Source organism: Bradyrhizobium sp. AZCC 1719 (assembly GCF_036924525.1).
Taxonomy (GTDB): domain Bacteria; phylum Pseudomonadota; class Alphaproteobacteria; order Rhizobiales; family Xanthobacteraceae; genus Bradyrhizobium.
Genome location: NZ_JAZHRU010000001.1, coordinates 1,896,372 through 1,911,989, shown reverse-complemented (window position 1 = coordinate 1,911,989; position 15,618 = coordinate 1,896,372). Strand labels below are relative to the sequence as shown.

The 15,618-nt window shown below is 62.9% G+C and carries 13 protein-coding genes; 4 read left to right on the top strand and 9 right to left on the bottom strand.

Features of this window, described 5'->3' with window-relative positions:
• Positions 1–9 precede the first annotated feature (9 nt).
• The 6 genes from V1292_RS09160 to V1292_RS09135 all read right to left on the bottom strand — a co-directional run bounded on the left by V1292_RS09160 (position 10) and on the right by V1292_RS09135 (position 5,836).
• Positions 10–486: a DUF1579 family protein gene (locus V1292_RS09160; protein ID WP_334371963.1), complete on the bottom strand. Its 477-nt coding sequence runs from the start codon at positions 484–486 to the stop codon at positions 10–12.
• A gap of 2 nt (positions 487–488) precedes the next feature.
• Positions 489–1,688 carry an ADP-forming succinate--CoA ligase subunit beta gene (gene sucC, locus V1292_RS09155; RefSeq protein ID WP_334371961.1) on the bottom strand — a complete coding sequence of 400 codons (1,200 nt, stop codon included), beginning with the start codon at positions 1,686–1,688 and terminating at the stop codon, positions 489–491.
• Between the two features lie 132 nt (positions 1,689–1,820).
• Positions 1,821–2,789 (bottom strand): malate dehydrogenase, encoded by a 969-nt coding sequence (gene mdh, locus V1292_RS09150; protein WP_065744744.1) that lies wholly within the window; start codon positions 2,787–2,789, stop codon positions 1,821–1,823.
• 293 nt (positions 2,790–3,082) lie between these two features.
• On the bottom strand, positions 3,083–4,267 hold the full coding sequence (gene zapE / locus V1292_RS09145; RefSeq protein ID WP_334371958.1) for a cell division protein ZapE: 1,185 nt from the start codon (positions 4,265–4,267) through the stop codon (positions 3,083–3,085).
• Positions 4,268–4,459: 192 nt separating this feature from the next.
• A complete protein-coding gene (gene thpR, locus V1292_RS09140) occupies positions 4,460–4,996 on the bottom strand; it encodes an RNA 2',3'-cyclic phosphodiesterase (protein WP_028348494.1) in 537 nt (178 codons plus the stop codon).
• 180 nt (positions 4,997–5,176) lie between these two features.
• The gene (locus V1292_RS09135; RefSeq protein ID WP_334376976.1) at positions 5,177–5,836 is read right to left on the bottom strand and encodes an arylesterase; all 660 of its coding nucleotides are present in this window, start codon (positions 5,834–5,836) and stop codon (positions 5,177–5,179) included.
• Between the two features lie 49 nt (positions 5,837–5,885).
• On the opposite strand from V1292_RS09135, the gene V1292_RS09130 reads away from it, so the two are divergent.
• The 4 genes from V1292_RS09130 (at position 5,886) to V1292_RS09115 (ending at position 10,825) form a co-directional block, all read left to right on the top strand.
• Positions 5,886–6,599: an ABC transporter ATP-binding protein gene (locus V1292_RS09130; protein WP_334371954.1), complete on the top strand. Its 714-nt coding sequence runs from the start codon at positions 5,886–5,888 to the stop codon at positions 6,597–6,599.
• On the top strand, positions 6,596–9,166 hold the full coding sequence (locus tag V1292_RS09125) for an ABC transporter permease (RefSeq protein WP_334371951.1): 2,571 nt from the start codon (positions 6,596–6,598) through the stop codon (positions 9,164–9,166). The genes V1292_RS09130 and V1292_RS09125 overlap by 4 nt, the downstream gene beginning before the upstream one ends.
• Before the next feature lie 251 nt (positions 9,167–9,417).
• Positions 9,418–10,209 (top strand): Bax inhibitor-1/YccA family protein, encoded by a 792-nt coding sequence (locus V1292_RS09120; RefSeq protein ID WP_028348490.1) that lies wholly within the window; start codon positions 9,418–9,420, stop codon positions 10,207–10,209.
• Between the two features lie 85 nt (positions 10,210–10,294).
• Positions 10,295–10,825, top strand: a complete 531-nt coding sequence (locus V1292_RS09115) for a GNAT family N-acetyltransferase (protein WP_334371946.1) — start codon at positions 10,295–10,297, stop codon at positions 10,823–10,825.
• Positions 10,826–11,162: 337 nt separating this feature from the next.
• Here V1292_RS09115 and V1292_RS09110 read toward each other — a convergent pair whose 3' ends face one another.
• The 3 genes from V1292_RS09110 to acnA all read right to left on the bottom strand — a co-directional run bounded on the left by V1292_RS09110 (position 11,163) and on the right by acnA (position 15,610).
• A complete protein-coding gene (locus tag V1292_RS09110) occupies positions 11,163–11,534 on the bottom strand; it encodes a DUF2794 domain-containing protein (RefSeq protein ID WP_028348488.1) in 372 nt (123 codons plus the stop codon).
• 435 nt (positions 11,535–11,969) lie between these two features.
• The gene (locus V1292_RS09105; protein ID WP_334371943.1) at positions 11,970–12,731 is read right to left on the bottom strand and encodes a DUF1223 domain-containing protein; all 762 of its coding nucleotides are present in this window, start codon (positions 12,729–12,731) and stop codon (positions 11,970–11,972) included.
• Positions 12,732–12,889: 158 nt separating this feature from the next.
• Positions 12,890–15,610, bottom strand: coding sequence for an aconitate hydratase AcnA (gene acnA / locus V1292_RS09100; protein WP_334371940.1), 2,721 nt, complete (start codon positions 15,608–15,610; stop codon positions 12,890–12,892).
• Between the last annotated feature and the right edge of the window lie 8 nt (positions 15,611–15,618).

The following is a 15,618-nucleotide window of genomic DNA, read 5'->3' as shown; positions in this document are numbered from 1 at the left end:
AACGAGGGGTTAATGAATGCGCCGGTACGACCCGGTGAGCACGTCGGCCCATCCTTCGGCATCAGGCGAGAACTGGATCTTCATGGTGTAGTTGCTGTCATCGAGGACTTCATATACGTGGCGCGCATTGCCGCGCAGCGAGCCGCGCACCAAGGTCAGCTTGTTGCCGACCCAGGTGCCGGAGGCAGGTGCCGGCGAATAGTAGCCGAGCGAATCGTGCCAGAATAATTTGTAGGTCCGGTCGTCACGGTCATAGGTGAACACGCCGTGGGTGGCGAAAGTCTCCTTGCCGTCGCGCATCTGGCGGGCATCCTGGATCAGGTAGAAGCCGTTGAGATCCATCCGCGCGACCACATGCGAGGTCGCCGGACCGCCCGCGGTCCAGCGCGACGGGTAGACCATTTCCTCGCCGGCCCACTCGCCCGCAAAAACCGCGAGCTTGCGGTGTTCTTCCAGCGGTGTCGGAGCGGCGAGACGGTCAGGCATCGCTAGCCTCCCTTGACGGCTTTCACGATTTTCTGTGCGGCATCGTCGAGATTGTCGGCCGGCACCACGTTGAGGCCGGATTCGCGGATGATCTGCTTGCCAGCGTCGACATTGGTGCCTTCGAGCCGCACCACCAGCGGCACTTTCAGGCCGACTTCCTTCACCGCGGCGACCACGCCTTCGGCGATGATATCGCATTTCATGATGCCGCCGAAGATATTGACCAGGATGCCCTTCACGTTCGGGTCCGCGGTGATGATCTTGAACGCCGCCGCGACCTTTTCCTTGCTGGCGCCGCCGCCGACGTCGAGGAAGTTGGCGGGCTCCATGCCGTAGAGCTTGATGATGTCCATGGTCGCCATGGCAAGGCCGGCGCCGTTGACCATGCAGCCGATGGTGCCGTCGAGCGTGACGTAGTTGAGATCGTACTTCGACGCCTCGACTTCCTTGGCGTCTTCCTCGGTCAAATCGCGCAACGCCACCGCCACTTCGGGATGGCGGAACAGCGCGTTGTCATCGAACGACACCTTGGCATCGAGCACGCGCAGTTCGCCCTGCTTGGTGACGACGAGCGGATTGATCTCCAGCATCGCCATGTCCTTGGCAACGAAGGCCGTGTAGAGCTGCGTCACCAGCTTCTCCGCCTGCTTGGCGAGATCGCCGGTGAGCTTCAGGGCTTTCGCGACCGTGCGGCCGTGATGAGCCATGATGCCGGTTGCCGGATCGACGGAGAAGGTCACGATCTTCTCAGGCGTGTTGTGGGCGACGTCCTCGATATTGACGCCGCCTTCGGTCGAGACCACGAACGCGACTTTAGAAGTTTCACGATCGACCAGGATTGAGAGATAGAACTCCTTGTCGATGTCGGAGCCTTCCTCGATGTAGAGGCGATTGACCTGCTTGCCCTGCGGGCCGGTCTGCACCGTGACCAGCGTCGCCCCCAGCATCTGCTTGGCGAATTCGTTGACCTCGGCGACTGATTTCGCGATGCGGACGCCGCCCTTGTCGCCGGCGGAAGCTTCCTTGAATTTGCCCTTGCCGCGGCCGCCGGCATGGATCTGGCTCTTCACCACCCAAATCGGGCCGGGAAGCTGTTTGGCGGCGGCTTCCGAATCCGAGGCCTTCAAGACAGGCACGCCACGCGAAATCGGCACGCCGAATTCATGCAGCAGAGCCTTGGCCTGGTATTCGTGGATATTCATTTGGACGCTCCCCAAAATCCCTAGCGGCGAGTTCTACAGTTCACCGGCATTGGTAGTTGGCATACCATATACCAAGATAACTGCAACCCTGAAAAAGCTTTCGCCCCGGCAAGGGGCGAAAGCCGAGTAAAATCAACGACCGAGCAGGTCGGGCGCGATCTTCTTGCAGGCATCGACCAGTCCCTGAACCGCGCCGACCGACTTGTCGAAGGCTTCGCGATCCTTGCCGGCCAGCTCGATCTCGACGATGCGCTCGACGCCCTTCGAGCCGATCACGACGGGGACGCCGACATACATGTCCTTCACGCTGTACTCGCCGTTGAGATAGGCGGCGCAGGGCAGCACGCGCTTCTTGTCCTTCAGATAGCTCTCGGCCATCGCGATTGCCGAAGCGGCCGGCGCGTAGAACGCCGAACCGGTTTTCAGGAGATTGACGATCTCGGCGCCGCCGTTGCGGGTGCGGTCGACGATCTCGTCGATGCGCGTCTGCGAGGTCCAGCCCATCTTGACGAGGTCAGGCAGCGGAATGCCAGCGACCGTGGAGTAGCGCGTCAGCGGCACCATGGTGTCGCCATGGCCGCCGAGCACGAAAGCGGTAACGTCCTCGACCGAGACGTGGAATTCGTCGGCCAGGAAATAGCGGAACCGCGCGGAGTCGAGCACACCAGCCATGCCGACCACCTTCTTGTGCGGCAGACCGGAAGCCTTCTGCAGCGCCCATACCATCGCATCCAGCGGGTTGGTGATGCAGATGACGAACGCATCGGGCGCATACTTCTTGATGCCGGCGCCGACCTGCTCCATGACCTTGAGATTGATGCTCAGGAGATCGTCGCGGCTCATGCCGGGCTTGCGCGGCACACCGGCGGTGACGATGCAGACCTTGGCGCCATCGAGCGCCTCATAGGAATTGGCGCCTGTGAGATGAGCGTCGAAACCGTCGACCGGCGAAGATTGCGCGATATCGAGCGCTTTACCCTGGGGGACGCCCTCGGCGATGTCGAACATCACGACGTCGCCAAGCTCCTTCAGGCCGACGAGGTGAGCCAGCGTTCCGCCGATCTGACCGGAGCCAATCAAAGCAATCTTGTCGCGCGCCATGGGAAATTTGTCCTTCTGAGACGAAGAGTGAGGGGTGGATAATCAGTCGGATGGCTGGTTATCCCTTTCGAATGGCCGGTTCAAGCCGGGGCATGCCCGATTCTAAGGCCGCGCCTGGATTTCGATCAGGTATGCCACGACCGTCATCCCCGTCATTGCGAGCGAAGCGAAGCAATCCACCTCTCCACTCGGGGATAGATGGATTGCTTCGTCGCGGAGCCTGTCATCGGGCGCGCATTCGCGCGACCCGTTGGCTCCTCGCAATGACGGGGAAAGACCAATGACGGAAGAGACTACGTCTCCACCAGCCCCGTGCTCGATCCGCTGGCCGCGGAATCCTTCCGTCCGTGCGGCAGCGCGAGGTAGGACTCAGAGCTCATTTCGATCAGACGCGACGCGGTCCGCTTGAACTCGTTGGCTTCAACGCCCTCGGCAGCGACATACAGCGACACCGGATCGGCCTCGGCCGAGGCCATCAGCTTCACGGCATTATCGTAGAGCGTGTCGATCAGCGAGATAAAGCGCTTGGCGGCGTTGCGCTCGGCGTAATCCATCACTGGAATGCGATCGATCAGGATGGTGTGATAGTCGTGCGCCAGCCGCAGATAGTCCGACGCGGCCAACGGCTTTTCGCAGATATCGGCAAAGGAAAATCGCGCCACGCCGTGCGCCGAACAGGGCACGCGCAGGACGCGGCCCTTGATCGCAATGTCGCGCGGCTTGCACGGCGCGTTGCCGGTCATCTTGCCCCAGGCGCGGTCGAGCGCGGCGCCAGCTTCATCATCCGGCGGCACCAGCCACATCTTCACGCCGGTCAGTTTTTCCAGCCGGAAATCGGTGCGGGCATCGAGCCGCAGCACATCCATGCGGTCTTCGATCTGCGAAATGAACGGCAGGAACAGCGCGCGGTTGAGCCCACCCTTGTAGAGGTCCTCGGGGGCGACGTTCGACGTCGCGACCACGACGGTGCCGAGTTCGAACAGTTTTGAGAACAGCCGGCCCAGGATCATGGCATCGGCGATGTCGGTGACGTGGAATTCGTCGAAGCACAGCAGCCACGCCTCGTCGAAGATCGCGTTGGCCGTGAGCTCGATCACGTCGCTATCTTCGATTTCACCGCGCGCGATGTTCTGGCGGTAGGCGTAGATCTTCTCATGCGCCTCGGCCATGAATTCGTGGAAATGGGCGCGGCGCTTGCGCTGGACCGGGCTGTACTGAAAGAACAGGTCCATCAGCATGGTCTTGCCGCGGCCGACCTCGCCGTGAATGTAAAGCCCGCGCGGCGGCGGCTCGCTTTTGTCGCCGAACAACCGGCCGAGCAGGCTCAACTTGCGCGCCGGCTTGTAGCTCGACAGCCGCTCCTCAAGTGCGGCAAACGCCTCGGCAGCATCCGCCTGCGCGGGATCGGCCTCGATCGCGCCGGAGGAAACCAGGGCCTGATACTGTGCGCGGAACGAGGTGGGGTCAGTCGACAGCATGGCCCCTTTCGGCCTCAAGCGTGCGGAAATTGCAAGCCGCTAATTAGGTCTGGAGGTAACACAATCTGTCATACCCGCGAAGGCGGGTATCCAGTACGCCGCGGCTCCTCGGTTTGATCCGAGATGTCTCTGGTATACTGGATCATCCGCTTTCGCGGATGATGACAGCGGAGGCGCGGCAAGAGCCTAGCTCTACGCGCTCAGCGCATAGGAATCCTCGACCACATAAGGCCCGCCGCCGGTGGACGCGCGGGACGAGAACAGCACGAAGCGCGAAGCCCAGAACGTGCGGCTCGGGAAATAGCCGCGCACCGAGAGATAATCGGCAACGTCCTGGCTGGAAGCGTCATGCAGCCGCGCCAGCGTCACATGGGGAATGAATTTGCGCCCCTCCGGATCGAGCCCGAGCCGCTGCATCAGCCGTTCGAGTTCGGCCTGCAGCTCGATCAGCGGTCGACTCGGCTCGACGGAGGCGACCACTGCGCGCGGTTTCTTGCCGCCAAAGCTCTGCAGGCCCTGCACCTTGACCTCGAACGGCTTGCGGTTGACCCGAAACAGCATCGAGGCGATTTCATTCGCCGACATGCCGTCGATGTCGCCGATGAAGCGCAAGGTGACGTGATAATTTTCGGGATCGATCCAGCGTGCGCCGGGAAGGCCGCCACGCAAATTGGAAAGGCTCTGGCCGATCTCGGCCGGAATTTCCAGTCCAGCAAACAAACGCGGCATCGCATGACTCCCGATGCTTGGGCATGACCTTGAAAAGGACCATGTCCTGTAACAGCGCCCGGTGACGAATCACCGATAGTTATTTTCTATCCGACTTATGTGACTCTGCGAAGCGCGCGGGGCGAGCACTCCGCAATGCTACGGGAAAACCTTGGGGTAACCTCATTCGTTGCTGCTTTTTCAACTCCGCTGCCCGGAGATCGTGCCGATAAATGCCTCTACCATGGGCAGAATATTCTTCACGATGATATCGACACCCTCGGCGGTCGGATGAATTCCGTCGGCCTGGTTGAGCTTGGCCTCACTCGCAACCCCCTCCAGGAAAAATGGGTAGAGCGGCACCCCGAACGATTTGGACAGCTCCGGATAGATGGCGTTGAAGCGCGCCGCATATTCGCTGCCGTAATTGGGCGGCGCCAGCATCCCGCACAACAGAACCGCGATCTTGCGTGCCTTCAGCCGGGTCAGGATGTCGCTCAGCGCCGCACGGGTGACGGCGGGATCGATCCCGCGGAGCGCATCGTTGGCGCCGAGCTCGAGAATCACCGCCTCGGTTCCCTCCGGGATCGACCAGTCCAGCCGGTCGCGGCCGCCGGACGTGGTATCGCCGGACACCCCCGCGTTGACCATATCGACCTTTATCCCCTTGTCGCTTAACGCTTTTTGCAGGCGGGCGGGGAACGCCGCCGGCGCAGACAGGCCGAGGCCAGCGCTCAAGGAATCACCGAGGACGACCATTTTGACCGGTTTGGCGGGCGCCGTGGCCGGGGCTTGAGTCTGAGCCAAAACCGGCCCGGCCGTCATCAAAGCCACAATCAACACGCGTATGTGCGCAAACATCCGTTTCAAGCCCTCGACCCGAGCGGTGGAAGTGCCATATGACCGAGCCATGGACAGTCTCATCGAACCCTCTTCACTGACCGGCGTCGGGCCGGACACCATTTCCATCTCCAACGTCAACCTCTCGCTCGGCACAGGCGCCGCCCGCGTTCATATCCTGAAAGATATCAGCCTTCGTGTGGCATCCGGCGAGGCGATCGGCCTGATCGGGCCGTCAGGTTCGGGCAAATCGACCTTGCTGATGGTGATGGCGGGGTTGGAACGTCCTGACAGCGGAGAGGTGGTGGTCAACGGCACCCCGTTCAATGCCCTCGACGAGGACGCCCTCGCCCGCTTCCGCGGCCGCCAGGTCGGCATCGTATTCCAGTCGTTTCATCTGATCCCGACCATGACGGCGCTGGAAAACGTAGCCGTGCCGCTGGAGCTTGCCGGTAGTCCCGACGCGGCGGAGCGCGCGGCGAAGGAACTGGCGTCGGTCGGCCTCGGCGAGCGCCTGCATCATTACCCGACCCAATTGTCCGGTGGCGAACAGCAGCGCGTAGCGCTGGCTCGCGCCCTGGCGCCTGATCCCGCCATTCTCGTCGCGGACGAGCCGACCGGCAATCTCGATGAAACCACCGGCAAGCAGATCGTCGACATGCTCTTCACCAAACATGCCGAGCGCGGCATGACGCTGGTGCTGGTGACGCACGACAGCTCGCTGGCGCAGCGCTGCGACCGCGTGGTGCGGCTGCGCTCCGGCCGGATCGACGGGCACTCATGACCGCGATTTCCGAGCCGGTCTACAAGAGCCGCGCATCCTCGCTGGCGCTGCGTTACGCGCTTCGCGAATTGCGCGGCGGCCTGCGTGGCTTTTACGTCTTTATCGCCTGCATTGCGCTCGGCGTCATGGCAATTGCCGGCGTCGGCTCGGTGGCGGCAAGCCTTAGCGAAGGTCTGACCCGCGAGGGCCGAACATTGCTCGGCGGCGATGTCGCATTCTCGCTGATCCAGCGCGAAGCCAAGCCGGAGGAACTGGCTTTCCTACGCGCGCGCGGCCAAGTGTCGGTTGCGGCCGCGCTGCGGGTGATGGCCCGCGCCAGCGACGGCAAGCTGGCGCTGGTCGAGCTCAAGGCGGTCGACGGCAATTATCCGATGCTCGGACAGTTGACGCTTGATCCCCAAATGCCGATGTCGGATCTGCTGGCCGAACGCGATGGCGCGTTCGGCGCGGCGGTCGATTCCACCCTGCTGGCGCGACTCGACCTCAAAGTTGGCGACCGCATCGGCATTGGCAATGCCACGATCCAGATTCGCAGCGTGGTTGGCGCCGAGCCGGACAAGCTCGCCGGCAATGTCGGCCTGGGCCCGCGGGTTCTGGTCAGCGAGCAGAGCCTGCGCGCCAGCGGATTGCTGCAGCCGGGCAGCCTGGTGCGCTGGATGTACCGGGTAAAATTGCCGGACAATGCGGCCGACGAACGCGCCGCGGCCCAGTTGGTCAACAGCGCCCGGAGCGCCTTGCCGGAAGCCGGCTGGTGGATCCGCAGCCGCGACAATGCCTCGCCGCAGCTCGAACGCACCATCAACCGCTTCACCCAATTCCTGACGCTGGTTGGCCTCGCGGCCCTTCTGGTCGGCGGCGTCGGCGTCGCCAACGCCGTCAAGAGCCATATCGATCGCCGACGCGACGTCATCGCCTCGTTCAAGGCGCTTGGCGCCACCGGGCGCGACGTCTTCACCATCTACCTGACTCAGGTGATCGTGCTCGCCGGGATCGGCTCGATAATCGGGCTTGTCGCCGGCGCGGCCTTGCCGTTTGTCATCGTCGGCCTGTTCGGCAAGCTGTTGCCGCTGCCGGTGATCCCTGCCCTGCACGCCGACGAACTGGCGCTGTCGTTCCTCTACGGCTTGCTCACCGCGCTCGCCTTCGGGCTATGGCCGCTCGGCCGGGTCCATGATGTCCCGGTCGCGGCATTGTTCCGCGAAGAGGTCGCCCGCGAATGGCACCGCCCGCGCTGGAGCTATCTCGCGCTGATGGCCGTGGTGATCATACTCCTTGTCGCGGTCGCGATCGGGCTGGCCTATGACAAGCGGGTCGCCGCCGTGTTCGTCGTCGCTTCGGTTGCGGTGTTTGCGCTGTTGCGCGGCGTCGCCGCCGGCCTGATGGCGCTGGCGCGGCGCCTGCCGCGGTCCAGCATCACCATGCTGCGGCTGGCGATTGCCAATATCTACCGGCCCGGCGCACTGACGCCGTCGGTTGTGATGTCGCTCGGGCTTGGGCTCGCGGTCCTCGTCACCATTACCCAGATCGACGGCAATCTGCGCCGGCAGTTCCTGGCCGCCCTGCCGGAGCGCGCGCCCTCGTTCTACTTCATCGACATTCCGACCGCCGACGCCGACCGCTTCGGCGCCTTCCTCGAGCAGATCGCGCCGCAATCCACCGTCGACGACGTGCCGATGCTGCGCGGGCGCATCGTTGCCGCCCGCAGCGTCAAGGCGGACGAACTCAAGCCTTCGCAGGATACCGAATGGGTGCTGCAGAGTGACCGCGGCCTGACCTATACCGGCGAAGTTCCAAAAGGCTCGAAGGTGGTCGAAGGCGAATGGTGGAGCGCGGACTACAAGGGGCCGCCGCTGGTCTCGCTGGAGAAGAAGATCGCCGACGGGCTGAAGCTCAAGATCGGCGACGAGATCGTCGTCAACGTACTCGGCCGCGACATTTCGGCCAAAATCAGCAATCTGCGCAACGTCGACTGGCAGGGGCTCGGCATCAATTTCGTGCTGGTGTTCTCACCCAACGCGTTCAAGGGCGCGCCGCACAGCCATGTCGCCACCCTATCCGAGGTCCACCCCGACCCGGCAGGCGACGCCCGAATCATCAAGCAGGTGGCGGACGCCTTTCCGATGGTGACCAGCGTCCGGGTCCGCGAGGCGCTCGAGACCGTCGGCACCGTCGTTACCAACCTCGTGCTCGCCATCCGCGGCGCCAGCGCGGTGACGCTGATCTCGGCGATCCTGGTGCTCGGCGGCGCGCTCGCCGCCGGCCATCGCCACCGGGTCTATGACGCGGTCATCCTGAAGACGCTCGGCGCAACCCGGGTGCGTCTGCTCGGGGCCTATGCGCTCGAGTACCTCATGATCGGCCTCGCGACCGCCATATTCGGCGTGATCGCGGGATCGATCGCCGCGTGGCTGATCGTAACCAGGCTGATGACGCTCAGCTTCATCTGGCAGGCCGGCAGCGCGGCCGGGGTGGTCGCAGCCGCCCTGATCGTCACGGTGGGGCTGGGGCTCGCCGGAACGTTGTTGGCCCTGAACCAAAAGCCGGCCACCGTGTTACGGAATTTGTGACAATTTGTAGCGGCGGAAGGCAGGGGTTAACACTGCTTTTACCCGGAAATAGCCGGCAGAAGCGACATTCAGCCGCGCGTGGAAGCTTGCGTCGAATGTGTTAGTTTCCCACATACCAGCCAAGATCAGTGGCCGGGTTGATGACGTTAGATAAACAGATAAACGTCGGCAGATCGGGACATCTGAGATAGAAATCCAACCGGCGCCGCAAACCCCTTGCGCTCCGCCGGGCAACCAACGGGAATTCGACCATGTCGGACCTAGACCGTAACTACGTATCTCCTTTCGGCCGGGCTGCCGGACGCGTTGACGCCGCGGCCGTCGATGCCGGTCTGCGCGCCTACATGCTGCGCATCTACAACTACATGAGCATCGGCCTGGCGATCACCGGCCTTGCGGCGCTCGGCGTCTACATGGCCGCGGTGACGACCGACCAGGCCGGGGCCGCCGCCAGGTTCGGCAACGCCTACCTGACGCAGTTCGGCTACGCGATGTATGTCAGCCCGCTGAAGTGGCTGTTCATCCTCGCGCCGCTGGCGATGGTGTTCGCGATCTCGGCCGGCATCAACCGGCTGCGGCCCGCGACCGCCCAGATGCTGTTCTGGGTGTTCTCGGCGCTGATGGGCATTTCGCTGTCGTCGATCTTCCTGGTGTATACGCACACCTCGATCGTTCGGGTGTTCTTCATCACCGCTGCGACCTTCGGTGCGCTGAGCCTCTACGGCTACACCACCAAGCGTGACATGAGCGGCATGGGGTCGTTCCTGTTCATGGGCCTGATCGGCGTCATCATCGCGAGCCTGGTCAACCTGTTCCTGGCGAGCTCGATGCTGCAGTTCATCGTGTCGGTGGTCGGCGTGCTGGTGTTCGCGGGCCTCACCGCCTGGGATACCCAGCGGCTGAAGAACGAGTACATCTACGGCTACGCTTCGGGAGGCGCTGACGTTGAAGAGCGCGCGGCGATTACCGGTGCACTGTCGCTCTACCTGAACTTCATCAACCTGTTCACGCTGCTCCTGCAGCTCCTCGGCCAGCGCGACTAGCCGCTGCCGACCAGGTTCAAGAGCTAAAGCCCCGGCCTCGCGGCCGGGGCTTTTCTTTTGCCCGCGACAAAAATATTCTACCCGCATGTCCGCTCCCGAAATCCGGCCCGCCACCGAGGCCGACCTCCCCGCCATCACCGAAATCTACGAGCACGCGGTACGCTACGGCACCGCGACGTTCGAGCTGATCCCACCCGATCTCACTGAGATGACCCGGCGGTTCAGGGCGCTGTCGGATGGCGGCTTTCCCTATTTCGTCGCAGCCATCGAAGGCCAGGTGATCGGATACGCCTATGCCGGGCCATACCGGCCGCGGCCGGCCTATCGCTTCACCGTAGAGAACTCGGTTTACCTGAAACCATCGACTCACCGGCGCGGCATTGGCCTGCAGTTGATGCAGCGGCTGATCGCCGAATGCGAGGCGCGCGGCTACCGGCAGATGATCGCGGTGATCGGCGATTCCGCCAATGCCGGTTCGATCGGGGTTCACACCAAGACTGGCTTCCAGATGATCGGAACCCATCCGAGCGTCGGCTTCAAATTTGGACGCTGGCTTGACACGGTCATGATGCAGCGTGCGCTGGGCGAAGGCAGCACGACGGTCCCCACTTCGTAGTCTGGATAACGCGTGGCGCCTCTTTCGCGGTACACCGGCAGGCCCACACTCAGAATCGCGAAAACAACCCCATGCAAAGTAGCTCTGTAGGGTGGGCGAAGCGAAGCGTGCCCACCACTGGGGTAGCAGTCCAGGGAGGGATGGTGGGCACGGCGCGATCGCGCCTTTGTTCTACTGCGTCACACCCGTTCAAACCCTCATCCTGAGGAGCCCGCAGAGCGGGCGTCTCGAAGGATGTAGGCCACAGACGGGGCCTCATGGTTCGAGACGCGCTTCGCGCTCCTCACCATGAGGAACTTATGACGCAGTAGGGTTTGCCCACCCTACAGCGGCCCGCCTAAACCACCGCCAACTTGCGGTCGATCACCAGCAGCACGCGCTCGAGTTCATGGCCGCGGCGCAGGATCAGTCCGGTCGCCGAGATCACGCTGTACATGCCCTGCTTGCGCGCGAGCCGCGGATCTTTCTCGATGCGGTAGATCGGAACTTCGGAAGCGCGGCGGAATACGGAGAACACCGCGCGGTCTTTCAGAAAGTCGATGGCATAGTCGCGCCACTCGCCGTCGGCGACCATGCGCCCATAGAGATTGAGGATACGGTTGAGTTCGAGACGATTGAACGTGATGCGATTCGGCGGCGTGCTCGCAGTGGCGACGCGCGCCACTGCGCGGCTGTCGCTCGGATCGGTGTCCTCCGATATCAGGGTCATGGAGCGCCTCCTGTCATCCAATTTACATGATCGCGCTAACCACGGGGCGCCGCAAGGGGGTGTAAATACGAAGGAAACTGCGGCGGATGCCCCGATATCCCAGGAAATATCGATTCACGGGATCGTTAGCGGAATCTTATTGCTGCCCTACTTCCGCCAACCGTCCGCCCCGCTAAATTGCGAAAAGAAAATCCTGCGTTGGCCCGGTCCTTTCGGTTCCGGATTCCTCAGCCCCCAGCCCCCCGGGGCCGTCGGGATCGGGCCTGTTCGCAGGAGGGAGTTAATCCCGATACTGGGCCAACGAAAGTTGGTCCTTTTTCGTTTGGGGCCGCGAGTTTCGTTTGGGGGTCGCGAGCTGCGCGGGATGCGCGTCTGCTCGCCACAGGCTTCGCCGGCGCCCAAGCGCATCCATCCAAGAAAATTTCGAGAACAGAACTAGCGCAGCGCCGTCATGGCGGCGCCGAGCATCGCGCCCGGCTTGTCGCGACTGCCGTCCTGGACGTAGACGACCGCGGCGTCCACGCCGTCGCGGGAAATATTTTCAAGCGGAATAGTCCAGCTTCCCGAGCCGCCGTTCCAGTCGCCGACCTTCACGAGGTTGCGTACCACGTTGTAGTAGGTGAGTTGCTGGCCGCGATTCTCACCGCGCCCGATCGAGATCGGCACCGCCTTCGAGACCGAGCAGATCCAGACTTCGCCCCGGCCCGCCGTCGGCACCTTGCTCGCCTCTACCGAGATATTGAGCAGCTTGCCCGACAACTTCATCTTTACCGGCACCGACATCACGCCTTCAGTCTTGCTGGTATTCTTGATGGCGCTTTCGATAGCGGCGCGATCGCTGCCGATCACCTGCGCCGAGCCGTTGACGATCATCTGTGGCGTGTAGAGGTTACGATCGCCACGCACATGCGAATAGGCCTTCTGACGCGCGCTGAAACGCGAGTCCGCCAGCGTGTCCTTCCAGCCAAGATAGTCCCAGTAGTCGATCGGCATGCTCAGCGCGATGATGGACGGATCCTGGGCGAGCTCGCCGACGATCTGGTCGGCCGGCGGGCACGACGAACAGCCTTGCGAGGTGAACAATTCGACCACGGTGCGCGGATCGGCATGAGCCGGACGGATGATGGCGATGATCGCGCAAACGCCGAGCGCGCCGGACCATCGCGATATGAAGTTGTAGGCCATCATCGCTGTCATCGTGCGAACCAGGCGTAGCGTTTTCCATCCGTAATTGTACGGGGCATGATTTGATATCCCAAAGGCGTGCCCCAGACGCACGAAAGCGGCCCTGTCATAGGCCGCCTTCTCCTTGCTCGCTACTCACTTCGAAGTGAGGCACCGATCACAAATCCGCGTTAAGCCGCGAGTCTGCGCAGCACGTAATGCAGAATGCCGCCGTTTCGGTAGTACTCGAGCTCATCGAGGGTATCGATGCGACAGAGCAGCGGCACGCGCTGCAGCGAACCGTCGCCGGACACGACCTCGGCCGTCAGGGTCTGGCGCGGCTTCAAATCACCCTGGAGCCCGCGAATCGTCACCGTCTCGTCGCCCTTGAGGCCGAGCGATGTCCACGACGTGCCGTCTTCGAAGGTCAGCGGCAACACGCCCATGCCGACCAGGTTGGAGCGATGGATGCGCTCGAAGCTCTGGCAGATCACGGCGCGGACGCCGAGCAGGCGGGTGCCCTTCGCGGCCCAGTCGCGCGAGGAGCCATTGCCGTATTCGGCGCCCGCGAACACCACCAGCGGCACGCTTTCCTGCTGATACTTCATCGCCGCGTCGTAGATCGACATCTGCTCGCCGTCGGGCCAGTGCTTGGTTAATCCGCCCTCCGGAATATTGCCGTCAGCGCCCTTCAGCATGAAGTTCTTGATGCGGATGTTGGCGAAGGTGCCGCGCATCATGATCTCGTGGTTGCCGCGCCGCGTGCCGTACTGGTTGAAGTCGGCGGGCCGGACCTGGTGCTCGCTGAGGAATTTTCCAGCCGGCGAAGTCAGCTTGATCGAGCCGGCCGGCGAGATGTGGTCGGTGGTGATCTTGTCGCCGAACATCGCCAGGATCCGCGCGTCGACCACGTCTGAGATCGGATCGGGCTGCTTCTTCATGCCTTCGAAATAGGGCGGGTTCTGCACATAGGTCGAGCTCATGTTCCAGCGATAGGTCTCGCTCTCGACCGTCTTGATCTTGCGCCAGTTGGTGTCGCCCTTGAACACGTCGGCGTAGCGCTTCTTGAAGATCGTGGCTGTCACGAACTTCTTCATGAAAGCATTGATCTCCTTCGCGGTCGGCCAGATGTCCTTCAGATACACCGGCTTGCCGTCCTTGCCGGTGCCGATCGGCTCGACCGCGAGGTCCTTGGTCACCGTGCCCGCCAGCGCATAGGCGACGACCAGCGGCGGCGACGCCAGATAGTTTGCCTGCACGTCCGGGCTGACGCGGCCCTCAAAATTGCGGTTACCGGACAGCACGGCCGCAGCAACGATGCCGTTGTCGTTGATCGACTTCGAAATGTCCTCCGGCAGCGGTCCGGAATTGCCGATGCAGGTGGTGCAGCCGAAGCCGACCAGGTTGAAGCCGACCTTGTCGAGATCCTTCTGCAGGCCGGAATTGGCCAGATATTCCGCAACCACCTGGCTGCCCGGCGCGAGCGAGGTCTTCACCCACGGCTTGGCCGTCAACCCCTTGGCGGCGGCGTTGCGCGCCAGCAGGCCTGCGCCGATCAACACGCTCGGGTTGGAGGTGTTGGTGCAGGAGGTGATCGCGGCGATCACCACGTCGCCATGGCCGAGATCGAAATCCCGGCCCTCGACCGGATAGCGGCTCGCAGCCGCGTCGGGCTTCTTGTACTCGCTGGTAAGTGCGGTCGCGAAGCCAGTGGAAACCGCCGGCAGTGCAACACGGCCTTCGGGGCGTTTCGGGCCCGCCATCGACGGCACGACGTCCTTGAGGTCAAGCGTCAGGGTTTCCGTGAACACCGGATCGGCCGATTTCGCCGTGCGGAACAGGCCCTGCGCCTTGGCGTAGGCCGCCACCAGCGCGACGCGGTCGGCCTTGCGGCCCGAGGTCTTGAGATAATCGATGGTCGCGGCATCGACTGGGAAGAAGCCGCAGGTCGCGCCGTATTCCGGCGCCATGTTGCCGATCGTCGCCTTGTCCGCCACCGAGAGATAGTCGAGGCCGGGGCCGAAGAATTCGACGAATTTGCCGACCACGCCCTGCTTGCGCAGCATCTGCGTCACGGTCAGCACCAGGTCGGTCGCGGTTACGCCTTCCTTGAGCTGGCCCTTGAGCTTGAAACCGACGACTTCCGGCAGCAGCATCGACAGCGGCTGGCCGAGCATGCAGGCTTCTGCCTCGATACCGCCGACGCCCCAGCCGAGCACGGCGAGGCCGTTGACCATGGTGGTGTGCGAATCGGTACCGACAAGCGAATCCGGGTAGGCGACCTCGAAGGTGCCGGTCTTTTTGCCGACCGTCATCTTCTCCTTCTTGGTCCACACCGTCTGCGCGAGATATTCGAGATTGACCTGGTGGCAAATGCCGGTGCCGGGCGGCACGACGGAGAAATTCGAGAACGCCTTCTGGCCCCACTTCAGGAATTCGTAGCGTTCCTGGTTCTGCTTGTATTCCTCGACGACGTTCTTGCCGAACGCCTTGTTGTCACCGAAGAAGTTGACGATGACGGAGTGGTCGATGACGAGATCGACCGGCACCAGCGGGTTGATCTTCTCGGCATCGCCGCCGAGCGCCTGCATCGCGTTACGCATCGCGGCGAGATCGACCACCGCCGGCACGCCGGTGAAATCCTGCATCAATACGCGCGCCGGGCGGAACGCGACCTCGTGCTCGAGCTTGCGCTTCCGGAGCCACTTCGAAACCGCGACGATGTCAGCCTTCTTGACCGTGCGGTCGTCCTCGTTGCGCAGCAGGTTTTCGAGCAGCACCTTCATCGAATAAGGCAGCTTGGAAATTCCCTTCAGACCGTTCTTCTCGGCGGCGGGCAGGCTGTAATAAACATAGGTCTTGCTGCCAACCTTGAGGGTCTTGCGGCATTTGAAGCTGTCGAGCGAGGTCATGTCAGGAA

Excerpts from the sequence above, each read along its gene's own strand:
- V1292_RS09130 (WP_334371954.1), top strand. The coding sequence starts at position 5,886 with ATGGACAGTCTCATCGAACCCTCTTCACTGACCGGCGTCGGGCCGGAC.
- mdh (WP_065744744.1), bottom strand. The coding sequence starts at position 2,789 with ATGGCGCGCGACAAGATTGCTTTGATTGGCTCCGGTCAGATCGGCGGA.
- V1292_RS09125 (WP_334371951.1), top strand. The coding sequence starts at position 6,596 with ATGACCGCGATTTCCGAGCCGGTCTACAAGAGCCGCGCATCCTCGCTG.
- V1292_RS09115 (WP_334371946.1), top strand. The coding sequence starts at position 10,295 with ATGTCCGCTCCCGAAATCCGGCCCGCCACCGAGGCCGACCTCCCCGCC.
- zapE (WP_334371958.1), bottom strand. The coding sequence starts at position 4,267 with ATGCTGTCGACTGACCCCACCTCGTTCCGCGCACAGTATCAGGCCCTG.
- acnA (WP_334371940.1), bottom strand. The coding sequence starts at position 15,610 with ATGACCTCGCTCGACAGCTTCAAATGCCGCAAGACCCTCAAGGTTGGC.
- V1292_RS09120 (WP_028348490.1), top strand. The coding sequence starts at position 9,418 with ATGTCGGACCTAGACCGTAACTACGTATCTCCTTTCGGCCGGGCTGCC.
- V1292_RS09160 (WP_334371963.1), bottom strand. The coding sequence starts at position 486 with ATGCCTGACCGTCTCGCCGCTCCGACACCGCTGGAAGAACACCGCAAG.
- V1292_RS09135 (WP_334376976.1), bottom strand. The coding sequence starts at position 5,836 with ATGTTTGCGCACATACGCGTGTTGATTGTGGCTTTGATGACGGCCGGG.
- thpR (WP_028348494.1), bottom strand. The coding sequence starts at position 4,996 with ATGCCGCGTTTGTTTGCTGGACTGGAAATTCCGGCCGAGATCGGCCAG.
- sucC (WP_334371961.1), bottom strand. The coding sequence starts at position 1,688 with ATGAATATCCACGAATACCAGGCCAAGGCTCTGCTGCATGAATTCGGC.
- V1292_RS09110 (WP_028348488.1), bottom strand. The coding sequence starts at position 11,534 with ATGACCCTGATATCGGAGGACACCGATCCGAGCGACAGCCGCGCAGTG.
- V1292_RS09105 (WP_334371943.1), bottom strand. The coding sequence starts at position 12,731 with ATGACAGCGATGATGGCCTACAACTTCATATCGCGATGGTCCGGCGCG.